We start from the raw sequence: 18,007 nt of genomic DNA on the forward strand, positions 1-18,007 counted from the left end.
GGGGATATCGATGTCGGTACCGATATCGACTGACGCCGCGTCGCCGCGCTGCGGCGTCCTCGCGGCCCGTCGGACCGACCGCGAGGACGCCGGTGCGGCGCGCGGGTCGCTCAGCCGCAGGTGCGCGGCTCGATGTCGACGTCGTGGGTCGTGGTGACCGGGGCGCCGTCGAGCACCGCCGTCGCGGTGACCGTCGCGGTGCCGGCGGGGACCGCCGTCGCGCGGGACGCGAACGACTGGTACGCGTTCGCGCCCGGGGCGACGCCCGTGGACGACCTCTCCCCGTACGGCGTCGCCAGGGTGACGTCCACCGGCGTGGTGCCCGTGTTCGTCGCCCGGACCGCCACGTAGGCCTTGCCGGCGAGGCAGCGCGACGAGACCTCGACGTCGAGCGGGACGACGGCCGTCGCCCCCGGCACGATCTCGACCCGGTAGGTCGTGGCGGTCTCGTGGTCCTGCGCGACGCCGACGACCTCCACGGTCCGGGCGCTCCCGTCCGCCGCGAGCGGCACGACGCGACCCTGCGTGTCGTCGATCAGCACGCCGTCGACGCGGACCAGGCCGCTCGGCACGTGCGGGTCGGCGTCGAGCACGACGCTCGTCGTGCCCGCGGGGACGGTGAGGGTGTAGTCCGTCACCGCCGGGTCGAACGCAGGGGCGAGCGACCCGGTGTCGAACGCGAGCGCCGCGAGCCCGGGCGTCGCGTCGTACGACGCCGCGCGGTCGACCCGGACGCCGAACACGCCTCCGGCCCAGCCGCCCGTCGCCTGGAAGCGGACGGTGACCACGGGGATGCGCTCGCCGTCCTCGTCGAGCACGTACTCCCCCGCGCTGTCGACCTTCCAGCGCGTGCCCTCGCCGATCTCGAGGTACTTCGCCGGGAGCTGCGACGTGTCGACGTAGAACCCCTGCTCGTCCTTGGTCGGGGCGTTCGCGACCGTGGTGATCGTCTTCAGCTTCTCGTCGTTCACGTACACGTCGAACACGCGGCCCTGGTCGCCCGAGTAGAGCGTGACGCCCAGGTGGTTCGACGCCGAGGCCGGGTCGATCATGAGGTCGTAGCTGAACCAGCCCGTGCCGTTCGCGTGGCGGAACTGGCGGCCGGAGAACGTCCCGACCGACGACCCGCTCTGCTGGAGGTTCTTCGCGTTCTCGAAGTTGTTGTCGTCGAAGCTCGTCAGGCTGTCGACGGTGCGGTCGGCGTCGCGCAGCTCCTGCTTGCCGCGCAGGATGCGCTCCTGCGACGCGGCGGAGTCCGGCTCGTCGAGGTGGAGGTACAGCCCGTACGTCACGTCCCAGTTGGTGTGGTGGGGCGTGAAGACGAGGTCGCCGCCGTCGGCGGTGTTCCGCAGCTCGAGCTGGACCCGACCCTCGGCGTCGTCCTCGACGCGGACGAGGTTCTCCGCGATCCGCTCCTTCCACTCGTCGGCGCCCATGTTCGCGGCCGTGATCGTCGTCTGGGCGTCGGCGTCGCGCGTGGACGAGCGGACGAGGATGCCCGTGCCCTGCCACGCCGGCTCGGGGACCTCGCCGAGGTTCGCGGAGAGGACGACGGGCCCGTACCGGAAGGCCACGAAGTACGGGTTGTCCGGGGTGTCGACGACGGACGCCGCCATCGGCATCGTGTACCGGACCACGTCGCCCGCGGCGACGGGCAGCACGACGTACCCGCGCGACGCGTGCGGCTCGACGGCGGCGCCGTTCACCTCGACCGCGGGCTCGCCCGCGATCCACGACGGCACGCGCAGGCGCAGCGTCGCGTCCTCGGCGACCGCACCGCCGTCGAGCGCGTCGACGCGGAAGGTCACGGTGTCCTCGTTCGGCAGGTTCGCCTCCTGCGTGAGCCGCAGGTTCTGCTCCACGTGCTCGACCGTCGAGGAGAAGAACATGTTGACCCACACCGAGCCCTGGCCGGTGAAGTAGATCGAGTCGCCGAGCTTGGAGAAGCTCTCCATGCCCGTCCCGGTGCAGCACCAGAACTCGGTGAACGGCAGGTTGTAGACGCGGTGGTAGCCCGACGCCATGGGGTTGAAGTACGTCGTCGTCCCGGTCTCCGGGTTCTGCGACGCGAGGATCGTGTTGATGAACGCGTTCTCGTAGTAGTCCGCGTACCGCACGTCCTTGCTCAGCGTGAAGAGCTCGCGCGCGAGCTTGAGCATGTTGTACTCGTTGCACGTCTCGGCCGTCTCGGCGTTGCGCGCGGTGCCCTGCTCGTCCGCGCGCTCGTGCAGCGACCCGGGCGCGTGGAAGTGCTCCGCCTGGCTGTTCGCGCCGGTGACGTAGGTGTGGTCGCGCACCACGATGTCGAAGAAGTTCTCCGCCGCCGCGAGGTACATCGGCAGCTCGTCCTTCTCGGCGGGCGTGAGCAGGTCGTAGTAGGCGGGGTTCTGCGTGAACACCTGGTAGCGCTTGAGCGCGCCGAGCAGCTTGGGGATCTGCGTGTTGGCGTGCTTGCCCGGCAGCACGTCCTGGCCCGCGGCGAGCTGACGGAAGAACGTCACCTCGTCGAACGCCTCGGCCGCCTCCTTGATCCGGACGTCGCCCGTGAGGTCGAACAGCTCGTACAGCGCCTCGTTCATGCCGCCGTACTCGGTGCGCAGCATGACGTCGGTGCTCGGCAGCTTCGCGACGCGGCCCTGGACGTAGAGCCCGAACTCGGTCGCCACGGCGAGCGCCTGGTCACCGACGGGGCCGTCCACGTGCTCGGCGACGTCGAGCAGCCCGGCGAGCACCTTGTGCAGGTTGTACCAGGGCACGATGACGTTCTCGTCCGACGTCCCGGTGCCCTGCACCTGGTCGAGGATCGACTCGCGGAACGCGGAGACGTACCCGGCCGAGCCGGGGTGCGCGGCGGCGTACGCGTCCTGCACGCGCGCGAGCCCGCCCACACCCTCCTCGATCTCGGTGAACAGCGCGTCCTTCGTCGCCTCGTCCTGCGTCGAGGACCACGACATCGCGAGCGCCGAGAGGTAGTGGCCGAACGCGTGGCCGCGGAAGTTCACGGCGTTGCTGCGCTCCCAGCCGCCGTACCCGGCGGCCGTGGTCGGGGTCAGCCCGCCGACCTTGTAGAACTCGTAGAGGAACGTCTCGGAGTCCAGGCTCAGCAGGTACTCGTGCTCCTTCGCGGCAGCGTTCTGGAGGAAGTCGTCGGAGAGCAGCACCGACGGCAGCGCGGTCTCCTCGAGCGGCGTCTCGTCGACGAGCGCGGGCACGACGACCTCGAGGTCGCGCGTCGCCGGCTCGCCGTCGAGGTAGCGCACCGTCGCGGTCAGCGTGACGTGCGCGTCGTCCTCCCCGATCGCGGGCCGGACCACGGTCCCGTCGGTCGCGACGACCTCGGGATGCGACGACCGCCACGTCACGGTCGACCCGCGCGAGCCGGTCGCCGGGAGCACGAGCGCGACCGTCGCGCGCTCCGGCAGGGACAGCGCGTCGGCGTCGTCCTGCGCGATCGCGTCGCGGTCCACCGTGCGCCCGCTCTCCTCGAACAGCCCGACGACGTCGCCCAGGTCCGCCACCGCGTCGTACAGGCGGTAGTCGTCCAGCGCGGCCTTGAGGTAGGCGCCGTTGTACTGGGGCCCGTTGAACCCGATCGTCTTCGGCAGCGCCGGGTCGGAGCCCAGGACCCCCGTCGCGTCGCCGGCGACCGCGCTGGCCACCGTCGACGGGACCTGCTCGCCGTTGCGGTAGAACGCGACGGCCTTCGTCGCGTGGTCGTACGTGACGACGACGTGCGTCCACTCGTCCGCGGGGAAGAACGCCGCGCGGTCGGAGCTCGCGACCCGCACCTTGTACGGCTGGCCCGACGCCGGCCCCACCGACAGCGCGAGCGGCACCGTGTCCGACTCGGACGACAGGTACCAGCCGTCGGAGTTGTAGGCCCGCTTGTTCCACGTGATGACGTGCTCCCCGGACAGCTTCCCGCTGGGCTCCACCCAGAACGAGAGCGTCAGGTCCTCGGGCTGGAGCGCCGTCGACGACCCGAGGTCGAGGTACGTGCTGCCGCTCAGGCGCAGGGCCTGCCCCGCCCCGTCGACGCCGTCGACGTAGGAGAAGCCGGTCGGCGCGGAGCCCGTGTGACCGCGCAGGGCCACGGGGTGCGCGAGGGGGCTCGCGTCGGCGACGTCGCCGTCGAACGCGAGGTCGAGGACGGGCGCGGGCAGGGCGTCGGCCGCGACGGCGGACGGTGCCCACGCGGTCACGGCGAGCGCGGCGGCGGCCGCCACGGCCGCCAGCCGGGCCACGCCGCCGGGTCGACAGCGGACGCCGTCGGTCGGTCGGGGGTGCATCGGTGCTCCTCTGGTCGGCGCGGGCGTCGTCGCCCGCGCGTCGAGACGTGCGGTGTCGTGCGGTGTCGTGCGGTGGCGGCCCGCGCGGGGAGCGCGGGCCGCGCCCTCGTGGCCCGCCGGACCGGCCACGAGGGAAGCGTGCTCTCGCGAGGTAGAGCCAGCGGTCGCGAGGTAGAGCCCGGGGGCTTCTACCTCGCGACCTGCGGTTCTACCTCGGCATGGTTCAGCCGCAGTCGAGCGCGTCGTAGGCGACGTCGACGGTCGAGGTGACCTGCTCGCCGTCGAGCGTCGCCGTGCCCGTCACCGTCGCGGTGCCGGCCGGGGCCGACGTCGCGCGCGCCGCGAACGACTGGTACGCGTTCTTGCCGGGCGCCACGTCCGCGAACGCCTTCTGCCCGAACGGCGTCGCGAGCGTCAGCGTGACGGGGACGTCCTCGCCGTTCGTCGCGCGCACGGCGACGTACGCCGTGCCCGCCAGGCAGCGCGGCGTGACCTCGACCGCGAGGTCGAGCTCCGGAGCCGCCTCGGACGCGTGCAGCCGGACGAACGTGATCGAGTGGGCGGGGAACTCGTAGGAGAACTCCTCCCCCACGCCGGTCAGCGTCCGCTCCACCGGGACGACCCGCTCGGGGTCCGCCTTGGTGTTCGTGTCCGACGGCGCGCCCACCATCTCGGTGACCGTCGCCTGGTCCGCGATCTCCTCGGCGCCCTCGACGTGCACCTGCGTGCGCGCCGCGGTCGCGGTGGGGTTGACGACCTTGACCACGACGTCACCCGTGTCGTCGTCCCGTGTGACGACCTGATAGAGCGACTTGGTCGACGGCTGCTCGTAGGACATCTGGAGCTCGCCGTCGAGGTAGAGCTCGATCGTCGAGCCCTCGACGACGACCTTGACGTGGTACGGCTGACCGGCCTCGATGCTGTGGTTCTCGACGGCCTGCACCTCGTTGGCGCTCCCGCCCGACGCGCGCTGGAGGGCCTGGCGCGAGTTGTTCCACCCGCCGAGGTTCCACCAGTAGTAGTCGTTCGGGCCGCCCGCGGCGAAGCCGACGAGGAAGCCCTCGGCGCCCGACGTCTTGCGCGCGTCGAGCTCGAGCGTGTAGCTCGACCAGTCCTTCGCGTACGCGCCGGCCACGATCGACCGGGCGTCGGTGACGTTCGTCGCCGACTGGACGTACGCGCCGTCCTGCGCCGCCCACGTGCCCGACTGCGGCTCCCACTGCGACGCGCCGGACTCGAAGTCGTCCGCGAAGATCACCTCGCCGCTCGCGTTGTCGGTCACGCGCACGTTGTCGTACTGCGCGGCCGTGTTCCACGTGGAGAGGAAGACGCCGCCGTCGAGCGTCGCGTCGGCGGGCGCCGGGCCGGAGTGCGTGCTGGGCACGACCTCGTCGCCCGCGTTCGCGGAGAACAGCTGCTGGACGTAGTAGTTCACCGAGCCCCAGGACTCGTCGTTGTCGAACCAGATCGCGTCGGGCGACCACTGGACGTAGGACTCGTTCGCGAGCAGCGGCGCGTACGACGCGAGCCGCACGACGTCGGAGTTGCGCTCGAGACCCGTCATGAAGGCGGCCTCGGACAGCGCGTTGGCGAACGTGTTGCCGCGCGACGCGTACTCGCCGAGGAACACGTGCGGCCCCTCGCGGTCGTAGGAGTCGTAGCGCTCGTCGTTCTCGAGGAACCACTGCGGGTCGTTGTAGTAGTGCTCGTCGACGAGGTCGACGTCCTGCTCGCGGTTGAACTCCCAGAGCTCGTCGAAGCGCTGGCCGGTGTCGTCCGGACCGGAGTTCGAGATGATCTGGACGTCCGGGTAGGCGGCCGCGACCGCGTCGCGGAACGCCGGGAAGTTGGCCTCGAACGTCTTGGTGTTCTCCTCGTTGCCGAGCCCGAGGTACTTCAGGCCGAACGGCTCGGGGTGCCCGAGCTCGGCGCGCACGGCGCCCCACTCGGTCGTGACGTCACCGTTCGCGAACTCGACGAGGTCGACCGTGTCGTCGACCCAGCGCTGGATCTGCGCGGGATCCTTCATCTCGGGGATCGTGCTGCCGCAGCCGTTGGCGCCCACCGACACCACGGGCAGCGGGGTCGCACCGAGGTCCTCGGCGAGCAGGAAGTACTCGAGGTAGCCGATCCCGTACGACTGGTTGTAGCCCCAGAAGTTCCAGTTGGTCGCGCGCTCCTCGACCGGGCCGATCGTCTCCTTCCACTGGTAGGTGCGACGACGGTCGGTGAAGCCCGACTCCTCGTACGTGCGGAAGGTGCCGACGTTCGTCACGCAGCCGCCGGGGAAGCGCAGGAACTGCGGGTCGAGCGCGTCGATCTTCTCGGCGAGGTCCTTGCGGAGCACGGACTTCCCGTTGACCGGGCCGACCCACGTGTCCTGCGGGAAGAGCGACACCTGGTCGAGCGCGAGCGTGCCGGCCGCGCCGGAGAGCAGCGCGAGGCGCCCGGCGTTCGTCGTGCCGGTCGCGGTGAGCGTGACGTCGTACTTCTTCCACGCGTCCGAGCCGTCGACGGCGACCTGGCCGGTCGCGTACGCCGTCGTCCCGGCGGCGTCCTCGACCCGCACCGTGACGGTCTGCGCCGTCGCCGAGCGCGCCCAGACGGAGAAGTCGTAGGACTCGCCCTCCTCGACGAACAGCCCCGTGTTGTACCCGGCGTTGCGCACCCCGGCACCCGCCCCGGTCGTCGTGAGGTTGAGGTAGTTGCGGTTCGTCGCGTTGAGCCGCCCGGCGTCGTTCACGACCTGGGTCGTCGCCGTCGCGCCGCCACGGTTCGCGGCGCTCCACGCCGTGAGCCCGGTGAACGACCCGTTGTCCTGGCTGGTGAACTCGAACGACCGGTTGCGCACGAGCTCGGCGTACAGGCCGCCGTCGGCCGCGTAGTTGATGTCCTCGTAGAAGATGCCGTAGAGCTCGTCGCTCATCTCCGTGCGCTCGCCGGCGAGGTCCACGGTGATCTCGTGGTCCGCGCTCGTGGCGGGCGTGATCGTGAGCTTCGTGGCCGCGTCGCGCGGACCGAGGACGAGCGCGCCGTCGGACGCGCGCACCCCGGCGTACCGCTCGGGGTCGGCCGCGCTGCGCAGCCAGACCGTGCCGCCGCCCGCGTCGGTGAGCCGCAGCGCCGTCGCGTCCGCGCCCGCGGGCCCGAGGGAGAGCCGGGACGCGCCGGAGACGACCACGGGCCGGTCGCCGACGGCGAGCGTCACCGGGGACGTGCCCTCGGCGCCGTCGACCGCCGTCGCGGCGAGCGCGACGGTCGTCGCGGGGCGCTCGTCGTCGAGGGCGAGGCCGTCGTCGGTCGCCACGAGGTACCGGGCGTCGCCCGGGCCCGCGAGCGTGAACGTGCCGTCGGGCACCTGGTCCGCGCCCTCGGCGGCCTGGACCGCGACGTAGTCGAACGCCGCGGTGTGCGCCGCGCCGCTCTGCGCGGCGAGCGCGTAGAGGCCGACGTGCGTCGTCGGGAAGTCGACGGTCACGGAGCCCGCGGGCTGCCACGCGGTGCCGTCCCAGAAGCTCGTCGCGATCGTGTCGCCGGTGCGCTGCATGCGCAGCGTCTCCCCGGTGGAGCCCGGGCGGTCGGTGAAGGCCGCCGCGCTGAAGACGCCGCCGGTCTCGACGTCGTTCTCGATCGCGCGGCCCGACGGCGAGAGGTCACCCACGAAGGTCAGGCCCGACCGGACGTAGTTGTCCATGTCCTGCCACGCGACGAGGCCGGCGCCCTGGTAGACGGAGGCGACGGGCGCCTCCAGCCGGGTGACGACGGTGAAGTCGCCCGCCGGCACGTCGAGCAGCACGACGTTCTTCGCGCTGTTCGCGTCCTGGTACGTGTCGCCCGGCTGCGAGGTCAGCGTGAGCTTCCCCCCGCCGACGGACAGCGCCTCGGGCACGGGGTTGACGACGGTCCAGTCCGGGCCGAGCGCGGCGCCGTCGAACGTGTCGACCCATGCGCCGTCGGGCAGGTCGGGCTCCGCGGCGGCGGCCGGCAGCGACGTCGCGAGCGCGGCCGTGCCGACCATGCCCGCCACGAGGGCGACGGCGACGGACCGGCGGCGCGCCGGTCTGCGCCGGGGCGTGGGGAGGGACGGGTGAACAGACGTTTCCATAGGGCTTCCTCTCATCGTCGAGAGACACGCACCATTGCGTGTGAGCGTTCACAAGTTCGGCCCGAGCCTAGTGTGAGCGCTCACATTCTACAAGGGCGGCGTCATGACACCGCCGGTCGGGCGTACGCCCGAACGACCCAGGGGTGCCGGCCCCCGTCCTGCTCCGGTGACCCCGGGCCGTCGGCCCGGGCAGACGGCCGCGGCACCGGCCCGCACCGCGGACGTCACGAGGACGCCCGGGGCGGAGGCCGGTGCCGCCGGCTCACCTCCGCCTGACGACGAGGACGCGCTGCAGGATCACGAAGACCAGCAGCAGCACGCCGATGACGATCTTCGTCCACCACGAGCTCAGGGTGCCCTCGAACGTGATGATCGTCTGGATGAGGCCCAGCACGAGCACGCCGAGCACGGACCCCAGCACGAAGCCCGTCCCGCCCGTGAGGAGCGTGCCGCCGATGACGACCGCCGCGATCGCGTCGAGCTCCATGCCGACGCCCGTGAGCGAGTAGCCGGACCGCGAGAACATCGCGAACAGGAGGCCGCCGATGCCGGCGCACGTGCCGCTCACCACGTAGACGAGCACCTTGGTGCGCGCGACGGGCAGGCCCATGAGCATCGCCGACTGCTCGCCGCCGCCGATCGCGTAGACCGTGCGGCCGAACTGCGTGTAGTGCAGCACGTAGAACGCGATCGCCACGACGACGAGCGCGATGATGACCGCGGTCGTCAGGCGCCAGCCGTCGCCGATCTCCTGGCTCCAGCCCGCGAGCGCGACGAACGACTCGTTCGTGATCGGGATGGACTGGAGGCTGATGACGTAGCACAGGCCGCGCGCGAGGAACATCGCGGCGAGCGTCGCGATGAACGGCTGGATGTCGAACACGTGGACCATGAGCCCGACGGCGAGCCCCAGCACGGTGCCGATGAGGACCGCGATGGCGAGCACCACCGCGACCGGCCACCCGCTCTGCAGGAGCGACGCCGTCGTGATGCCGGACAGCGCCACCACGGCACCCACGGAGAGGTCGATGCCGCCGGTGAGGATGACGAAGGTCATCCCGACCGCGAGCACGATGAGGAACGAGTTGTTGATGAACAGGTTCGAGACGACGCGGGCCGAGAGGAAGTTCTCGTACCGGCTCCCGCCCACGACGAGCATGAGCGCGAGCACCGCGAACGTGCCGAGGACCGGGAGGTAGCGCCGGTCGAGGCGCACGCGGCTCGTGAGTCGCTCGGTCATGGTCGGTCGGCCTCCGGGGGCAGCGGTCTCGGGGGCCCGGGGGTCGGGCGGCGAGGTCGGGGCAGGGGTCTGCACGGCGGACATCAGGCGCTCACCTCCGCGGCCGCGGCGGCCGTCGGGGCCGCGCGACGTCGTCGGGCGGCGACCAGGTCGCGCACCTTCGGGGACTGCGCGAGGCAGACCGCGATGACGACGATCGCCTTGAACAGGGGCGTGACGGACGGCGAGATGCCGAGCATGGTCACCGTGAGGGTGAGCGTCTGGATGATGAGGACGCCGACCAGGGTGCCGGAGAGCGAGAACTTCCCGCCCGCGAGCGACGTGCCGCCGATCACGACGGCGAGGATCGCGTCGAGCTCGATGAAGAGCCCGGCGTTGTTGGCGTCGGCCGCCATGGTGCTCGACGAGATCATGAGGCCGGCGAGGCCCGCGAAGAGCGCGCAGACCGCGTAGACGGTCCAGATGATGCTGCGCGCCTTGACGCCCGCGAGGCGGCTCGCCTCGGGGTTGATGCCGACGGACTCGATGAGCATGCCGAGCGCGGTGCGCCGCGTGAGCAGCGCGACGGCCGCGAAGACGATACCGGCCAGCACGACCGCGACGGGGATCCCGAACCAGAACCCGGACCCGATCGACTTGAACGGTGCGCTGTTGACCGTCGTGATCTGGCCGCCCGTGATGAGCATCGCGACGCCGCGGCCCGCGGTCATGAGCACGAGCGTCGCGATGATGGGCTGGATCCCGAGGACGGAGACGAGGAAGCCGTTCCACACGCCGAGGACGAAGGACAGCGCGAGCGCGATCCCCACGGCGACGAGGACGGTCGTCAGGCTGTCCGGCGTGGGCGACGACGCGATGAAGCTCAGCGCGACGGCCCCGGAGATCGCGACCACCGCGCCGACCGACAGGTCGATGCCGCGCGTCGCGATGACGAGGGTCATGCCGAGCGCGACGAGCAGCAGCGGCGCGCCGTTCTTCAGCAGGTTGACGAGCGACCCGAAGAGGTGGCCGTCCTGCAGCCTGATGGACAGGAAGCTCGGCCGGTTGACCGTGTTGACCGCCAGCAGCACGACCAGCGCGACGATCGGCCAGAAGAGCCGGTGCTGGACGGCGCGCTGCCAGGCGGGTGCCGTGGTGCTCATGACTCCTGCCCTCCGCTCGCGATGAGCTCGACGACGTCCTCGACCGTGACGTCCTCGTCGTTGGTGATCTCCGCGACCTTGACCCGGTCGCGCATGACGGCGATGCGGTGGCTGAGCCGCAGCACCTCCTCGAGCTCGGCCGAGATGAACACGACCGACATGCCCTCGCCCGAGAGCTGGGCGACGAGCTTCTGGATCTCGGCCTTCGCCCCGACGTCGATGCCGCGCGTCGGCTCGTCCAGGATGAGCAGCTTGGGGGCCGTCGCGAGCCAGCGCGCGAGGAGCACCTTCTGCTGGTTGCCGCCCGAGAGGTTCTTGATGAGCGCGTCCGGGTTGGCGGGGCGGATCGCGAGCGCGCTGATGTACTTCTCGACGATCTCGTCGACCTGCTTGCGCGGCAGGCGCCGGGCCCACCCGCGCTCGGCCTGGAGACCGAGCACGATGTTCTCGCGGATCGTCAGGTCGCCCACGATGCCCTCGGCCTTGCGGTGCTCCGAGGAGAACGCGATCTTGCGCTGCATCGCGGAGCGCGGCGTGCGCAGCCGGGCGAGCGCGCCGCCGACGCGGACCTGGCCGCTGTCCGCGCGGTCCGCGCCCGCGAGCAGCCGGGCGAGCTCGGTGCGGCCCGAGCCGAGGAGGCCCGCGAGCCCGACGACCTCGCCCGGGTAGACGTCGAGGTCGAACGGCTGCACCGAGCCCTTGCGGCCGACGCCGAGCGCCTGGACGAACGGCGTCGCCTCGCGGTCGGCGACCGAGCGCTTGGGCGCCTCCTCGAGCTCCTCGAGCACCTCGAGCGAGGTGCCGATCATCTTGGAGACGAGCTCGAGGCGCGGCAGCTCGGCCGTGACGTACTCGCCGACGAGCTTGCCGTTGCGCAGCACGGTCATGCGGTCGGAGATCTCGTACACCTGCTCGAGGAAGTGCGAGACGAAGAGGATCGCGACGCCCTCGTCGCGCAGGCGCCGCACGACGGCGAAGAGCTGCGCGACCTCGTCCGCGTCGAGGCTGGACGTCGGCTCGTCGAGGATGAGCACCTTGCACTCGACGACGAGCGCGCGGCAGATGGCCACGAGCTGCTGCACGGCGAGGGAGTGGCTCGAGAGCGAGGACGCCGGGTCGATGTCGAGGTTGAGGCGCGCGAGCATCTCCCCCGCCCGACGGCGCGTGGCCCGCCAGTCGATCGCGCCGAGGCGGCGCGGCTCGTGGCCGAGCATGATGTTCTCGGCGACCGAGAGGTTCTCGCAGAGGTTGACCTCCTGGTACACCGGCGAGACGCCGGCGGCCTGGGCCTCGCCCGGACCGGAGAACGTGTGCTCGGCGCCGTCGACGAGGATGCGACCGGAGTCGATCGAGTAGACGCCGGTGAGCGCCTTGATGAGCGTCGACTTGCCGGCGCCGTTCTCGCCCATGAGGGCGTGGACCTCTCCGGGCCGGAGCGTGAGGTCGACTCCGTCGAGCGCCTTGACGCCCGGGAACTCGATCGAGATCCCGGTCATCTCGACGACGGGCCGACCGTCGGGGACGGCGGTAGTCATGGGTGACCTTCCGTGCAGCGGTGGCGGCGGGGCTGCCGGGCCCCGGGGCGCCTCAGGACGCCGGCGGGGTCGGCATGCCGGCGGTGGTGCGTCGGCCGCGCGCCGGGGAGCCGTGCTCTCCCGGCGCGCGACCCGTCCGTGGTGGCGGGGCCGGTCGGCGTCGACCGGCCCCGCCGGGGCGGTGCGGAGCGGGTGCCCGGAGGTCCGGGGCGCCCGCTCGGCGCGCGCGGTGCGCTCAGTACTCGCGCGTCGGGAGCGCCTCGATCGCCTGCTCCTGCGTGAAGGACTCGTCCTTGACGACGATGCGCTTCTCGACCTCCTCGCCCGCGACGACCTTCTTGATGATGTCGGCCAGGTCCGGGCCGAGGAGCGGGTTGCACTCGACGATGAAGTTGATCTTGCCGTCGGCGAGGGCCTGCATGCCGTCCTTGACCGCGTCGACGGTGACGATCTTGATGTCCTCGCCCGGGACGAGACCGGCGGCCTCGATGGCCTCGATGGCGCCGAGGCCCATGTCGTCGTTGTGCGCGTACACGAGGTCGATGTCGTCGTGCGCCTGGAGGAAGCCCTCCATGACCGTCTTGCCCTCGGCACGCGTGAAGTTGCCGGTCTGCGAGTCGATGATCGTCACGTTGGGGTTGTCCGCCGTGGCGTTCTCGAAGCCGGTCTTGCGGTCGATCGCGGGCGCCGCGCCCGTGGTGCCCTGGAGCTCGACGACGTTGATGGGCTCGGTCGCGAGGTTCTCGGAGACCCAGTCGCCGGCCATCTCGCCCTCGAGGACGAAGTCGGAGCCGATGAACGACTCGTAGAGGGTGTCGTCCTCGGAGTCGACCGCGCGGTCGGTGAGGATCACGGGGATGCCGGCCTGCTTGGCCTCCTCGAGCACCGCGTCCCAGCCGGACTCGACGACCGGGGAGAACGCGATGACGTCGACGCCCTGCGCGATGTAGGAGCGGATCGCCTGGATCTGGTTCTCCTGCTTCTGCTGCGCGTCGGAGAACTTGAGGTCGAAGCCGTTCTCGGCCGTGAGCGTGTCCTGGATGGACTTGGTGTTCGCCGCGCGCCAGCCGGACTCGGCGCCGACCTGCGAGAAGCCGACGGAGATCGTGTCGCCGCCACCGCCGCCGTCGCCGCCCGCGTCGTTGCTGCTGCCGTCCGTGCTGCCGCCCCCGCTGCTGCACGCCGCGAGCGCGAGGACCGCCACGCCGGCGAGGACACCCGTCAGACGCGTGCGCGCCTTGGTCGTGCTGAACATGCTCTCCTCCTTGAGATGCGACCTCGGCGCCGTGCCGAGGACCGTCGGGTCGTGCCAGCCCCTCATCGGACTGTTGACTCTTGTTGATACATGTTTGCTTGTGTCAATGTCTAGCGGTGTCAGGGCCGCTCCCGCAAGCCCCCACTCGGCATTCCGCATCACCGTTCGGTAACCATTCCGGTCACCGCTCGGCACTGCGACGTGCTCGAGCTGCGGAGCCAGGCGAGGGGCAGGACCCCGGGCCCGCGGATGTGATCGCTCACAGCCTCCCGAGAGACGATGTTAGCGCTCACACGGCTCCAGGGGAAGCCGCCGCCCCGTCACGGTTCGGTCACGGCCGGTGGCCGTGACGGGACCGTGCACGGACGGCTCCCCCAGGCGTCAGAGGCCCTGCGCGAGGCGGTAGTAGACCTGGTTCCACCGCACCTGGTCGCGGAAGCCCCGCCGCGTCGTGTTCTCGTCGATGACCAGGAGCTCCGTGCGCGCGATGTCCGCGAAGACCTCGAACGCGTCGATCCCCGCAGCCGTGGAGAGCACCGTGTGGTGCGCGCCGCCCGCCGTCAGCCAGGCCTCGGCGGACGTCGCGAAGTCCGGCCGCGGCTCCCACACGGCACGTGCCACCGGCAGGTGCGGCAGCGGCGCGCTCGGCGGGACGACGTCCACGACGTTCGCCGTGAGCCGGAAGCGGTCGCGCATGTCCGCGAGGGACACGACGACGCCGACGCCCGGGTCGGCGTCGAACACCATGCGGACCGGGTCCTCCTTGCCGCCGATGCCGAGCGGGTGGATCTCGACGCGGGGCGTCGAGGTCGTGAGCGACGGGCAGATCTCCAGCATGTGCGCGCCGAGGATCTTCTCGCTGCCCGGGGTCAGGTCGTAGGTGTAGTCCTCCATGAGCGACGCGCCGCCGGGCAGCCCCTCGCCCATGACCTTCGCGGCGCGCACGAGCACGGCCGTCTTCCAGTCGCCCTCGGCCCCGAACCCGTAGCCCTTGGCCATGAGGCGCTGGACGGCGATGCCGGGGAGCTGGCGCAGGTCGCCCAGGTCCTCGAAGTTCGTCGTGAACGCCTTGGCGCCCACGGACTCGAGGAACGTCTCGAGCGCGATCTCCTGCCGGGCCGCGTACCGCAGCGAGGCGTGCCGGTCGCCGTCCTTGCGCAGCTCGGGGACGACGTCGTAGAGGTCCTCGTACTCGGCGACGAGCGCGTCGACGTCGGCCTCCGAGACCTCGTCGACCGCGCGCACGAGGTCGTTCACGCCCCACGTGTTCACGCTCACACCGAACCGGAGCTCGGCCTCGGTCTTGTCGCCCTCGGTCACCGCGACGTTGCGCATGTTGTCGCCGAAGCGGGCGAGGCGCAGCTCGTGCGTCGCCGCCCAGCCGGCGGCGCCGCGCACCCACGAGCCGACGCGCGCGGTGACCGCCGGGTTCGAGACGTGCCCGACGACCGTCGTGCGCGCCACCCCGAGCCGCGTCGCGACGTACGCGTACTCCCGGTCGCCGTGCGCGGCCTGGTTGAGGTTCATGAAGTCGAAGTCGATCGTGTCCCACGGCAGCTCGACGTTCGCCTGCGTGTGCAGGTGCAGGAGCGGCTTGCGGAGCTGGTCGAGACCGCCGATCCACATCTTCGCGGGGCTGAACGTGTGCATCCACGTCACGACGCCGAGCACGCGGTCGTCGGCGTTCGCGTCGAGCATCGCGCGGCGGATCGCGCCGGCGTCCTTGAGGACGGGCTTCCAGACGACGGTCGCCGGGACGTCCGGCGACGCGTCGAGGGCGCGCGCGACCTCCTGCGACTGCTCGGCGACCTGCCGCAGCGTCTCCTCTCCGTACAGGTCCTGGCTGCCGGTGAGGAACCAGATCTCGCGGTCCGCGTAGGGCTTGCTCATGTCGGTCCATCTCTCGTGTCGTGGGCGAGGGCCGCACCGCTGCGGTCCCGTCCCGGTGGTCGTGCTGCGTGTCGTGCCGGTGCGCCGCCGGCCCCGGGGAACCGGGTCGGAGCGGCCCGCCGGTCAGCGCGCGGGCTGCTGCCCGTAGACGTGCTGGTAGCGCGCGTAGAGCGCGTCGACGTCGTCCTGCGCGATGCGCGTGGGCTCGCCGAGCTGGCGGCTGACGTGCACGGTGCGGGCGACCTCCTCGCACATCACGGCCGCCTTGACCGCCGCGCGCGCGTCCTTGCCGATGGTGAACGGCCCGTGGTTGCGCATGAGGACCGCGGGGCTGCGCGACCCGCGCAGCGTCTCCACGATGCCGCGCCCGATCGAGTCGTCCCCGATGAGCGCGAACGGTCCGACGGGGATGTCGCCCCCGAACTCGTCGGCCATCATCGTCAGGACGCACGGCACCGGCTCGCCGCGCGCGGCCCACGCCGTCGCGTAGGTCGAGTGCGTGTGCACCACGCCGCCCACCTCGGGCAGGTGGCGGTACACGTACGCGTGCGCCGCCGTGTCCGACGACGGCGACCGGTCGCCCTCGACGAGGGCCCCGTCGAGGTCGCACACGACCATCGCGCCGGGGGTGATGTCGTCGTACGCGACGCCCGACGGCTTGATGACGAGCAGGTCGCCCGCGCCGTCGGGCCGCGTGGTGTCCCGGACGCGCTCGGACACGTTGCCCGCGGTCCACACCACGAGCTCCCAGCGGGGCAGCTCGGCGTGCAGCGCGGCGACGCGCTCCTTGGCGGCGTCGACGGCGTCGCGCAGGTGCGCGGGCACCGCCGGGACGGCGGGTCGCGCGGCCGTCGCGTCCGCGGACGGGGTGGGCGTGCTCATGCGGGGTCCTCTCCTCCGGTGCGGGTGGGCAGCGCTGTCACGGCGGCACGCTCGACGGCGAGCCCGGCCGCGTACCGCTCGAGGTACGCGGCGAAGCCGGCGACGTCCGCGGGGTCGGGCTCGACCGTCACGGTCTCGGCCGCCGCGAAGACGTGGTCGCGCAGGTAGTCGCCCAGGTCCGCACCCACGTCGGCGCCCGGTGCGCGCTCCCCGGCGCAGGCGCGCGCGAAGGCCGCGAGCACCGCGATGCCCCAGGCCCCGCCCTCGCCCGCCGTGCGCCCCACGCTGACGGGCGCGCCGATCGCCGCCGCGAGGAGCCGCTGCGCGACGCCCGCGGTGCGGAACATCCCGCCGTGGGCGAGCATCCCGTCGATCCGGACGCCCTCCCGCGCGAGCACGCGCATGCCGAGCGCGAGGGTCCCGAACGCGCCGTACACCTGCGTCCGCGCGAAGTTGGCGAGCGTCAGGCGGCTGCCGGGCGTGCGGACGACCAGGGGGCGCCCCTCGTCGAGCCCGGTGATCGGCTCCCCCGCGAGGTAGTTGTAGGCGAGCAGCCCGCCGCCGTCGGCGTCGCCGTCGAGCGCGGCGCGGAACAGCGCGCCGAACACGTCGTCCGGGCCCGCGTCGCTGCCGACGGCCGCGGCGAGCTCGCCGAGCAGGCCGGCCCACGCCTCGAGCTCGCTCGCGCCGTTGTTGCAGTGGACCATCGCGACGAGGTCGCCCGCCGGCGTCGTGACGAGGTCGAGCTCGTGGTGCACGGCGGCGAGCGGGCCCTCGAGCACGACCATCGCGAAGATGCTCGTGCCCGCGCTGACGTTGCCCGTGCGCGGCGCGACGGCGTTCGTCGCGACCATGCCCGTGCCCGCGTCGCCCTCGGGCGGGCACAGCAGGACGCCGGGCTCCAGCGAACCGGTGGGGTCGAGCCAGGCCGCGCCCTCGGCGGTCAGGCGCCCGGCGTCCTCGCCCGCGACGAGGACGTCCGGCAGCAGCTCGGCGAGCTTCGGCCCGGCCCGGTGGGTGGCGGCGCGCTCGTCGACGAGCGCGAGGAGCGCGTGGTCGTAGTCGCGCGTCGCCGGGTCGACCGGGAACATGCCGGACGCGTCGCCGACGCCGAGCACGTGGCGGCCCGTGAGCCGCCGGTGCACGTACCCGGCGAGCGTCGTGAGCGACGCGACGCACGCCGCGTGCGGCTCGGCGTCGAGGATCGCCTGGTACCAGTGGGCGACCGACCAGCGCAGCGGGACGTTGTAGCCCAGCAGCTCGGTGAGCTCGGCGGCGGCCGGGCCGGTCGAGGTGTTGCGCCACGTGCGGAACGGGACGAGCAGCTCGCCGTCGGCGTCGAACGCGAGGTAGCCGTGCATCATAGCGGAGACGCCGAGCGCCCCGTACGTCGTGGGTCGCACGCCGTACCGCTCCTCGACGTCGGCCACGAGGCGCGCGTAGCACTCGCGCAGCCCCGCCTCCACGGCGTCGAGCGGGTACGTCCACGTGCCGTCCTCGAACCGGTTCTCCCAGGCGTGGCTCCCGCTCGCGAGCGGCGTGCCGTCGCCGTCCACGAGGCATGCCTTGACCCGCGTCGACCCGAGCTCGATCCCGAGCGCGGTGTCCCCCGCCACGACGGCCGCCCGACGGCGCCCGACCTCGTCCTGCTGCACCATTGCTGCTTCTC

Annotated in this window: 9 protein-coding genes; all 9 read right to left on the reverse strand. The window is 72.1% G+C overall.

Annotated features, from left to right (window positions below; all coding sequences use genetic code 11):
* Positions 1 to 110 precede the first annotated feature (110 nt).
* Positions 111 to 4,289 (reverse strand): beta-L-arabinofuranosidase domain-containing protein, encoded by a 4,179-nt coding sequence (locus B8281_RS18300; RefSeq protein ID WP_085388449.1) that lies wholly within the window; start codon positions 4,287 to 4,289, stop codon positions 111 to 113.
* Positions 4,290 to 4,512: 223 nt separating this feature from the next.
* Complete coding sequence (locus B8281_RS18305; RefSeq protein WP_198163094.1) at positions 4,513 to 8,394, reverse strand: alpha-L-arabinofuranosidase C-terminal domain-containing protein; 3,882 nt, start codon at positions 8,392 to 8,394, stop codon at positions 4,513 to 4,515.
* A 262-nt stretch (positions 8,395 to 8,656) separates the two neighbouring features.
* Positions 8,657 to 9,634: a galactofuranose ABC transporter, permease protein YjfF gene (yjfF, locus tag B8281_RS18310; protein WP_144721705.1), complete on the reverse strand. Its 978-nt coding sequence runs from the start codon at positions 9,632 to 9,634 to the stop codon at positions 8,657 to 8,659.
* 83 nt (positions 9,635 to 9,717) lie between these two features.
* Positions 9,718 to 10,776, reverse strand: a complete 1,059-nt coding sequence (locus tag B8281_RS18315; protein WP_043655183.1) for an ABC transporter permease — start codon at positions 10,774 to 10,776, stop codon at positions 9,718 to 9,720.
* Positions 10,773 to 12,311: a sugar ABC transporter ATP-binding protein gene (locus B8281_RS18320; RefSeq protein WP_085388451.1), complete on the reverse strand. Its 1,539-nt coding sequence runs from the start codon at positions 12,309 to 12,311 to the stop codon at positions 10,773 to 10,775. The genes B8281_RS18315 and B8281_RS18320 overlap by 4 nt, the downstream gene beginning before the upstream one ends.
* A 235-nt stretch (positions 12,312 to 12,546) precedes the next feature.
* Positions 12,547 to 13,566 (reverse strand): ABC transporter substrate-binding protein, encoded by a 1,020-nt coding sequence (locus B8281_RS18325; protein ID WP_031315144.1) that lies wholly within the window; start codon positions 13,564 to 13,566, stop codon positions 12,547 to 12,549.
* 381 nt (positions 13,567 to 13,947) lie between these two features.
* Positions 13,948 to 15,456 (reverse strand): L-arabinose isomerase, encoded by a 1,509-nt coding sequence (araA, locus tag B8281_RS18330; RefSeq protein WP_085388452.1) that lies wholly within the window; start codon positions 15,454 to 15,456, stop codon positions 13,948 to 13,950.
* Positions 15,457 to 15,579: 123 nt separating this feature from the next.
* Positions 15,580 to 16,338, reverse strand: a complete 759-nt coding sequence (locus tag B8281_RS18335; RefSeq protein ID WP_085388453.1) for an L-ribulose-5-phosphate 4-epimerase — start codon at positions 16,336 to 16,338, stop codon at positions 15,580 to 15,582.
* On the reverse strand, positions 16,335 to 17,996 hold the full coding sequence (locus B8281_RS18340; protein ID WP_085388454.1) for a xylulokinase: 1,662 nt from the start codon (positions 17,994 to 17,996) through the stop codon (positions 16,335 to 16,337). The genes B8281_RS18335 and B8281_RS18340 overlap by 4 nt, the downstream gene beginning before the upstream one ends.
* Between the last annotated feature and the right edge of the window lie 11 nt (positions 17,997 to 18,007).

The sequence above is a fragment of the Cellulosimicrobium sp. TH-20 genome (assembly GCF_002105775.1).
Lineage (GTDB): Bacteria > Actinomycetota > Actinomycetes > Actinomycetales > Cellulomonadaceae > Cellulosimicrobium > Cellulosimicrobium funkei.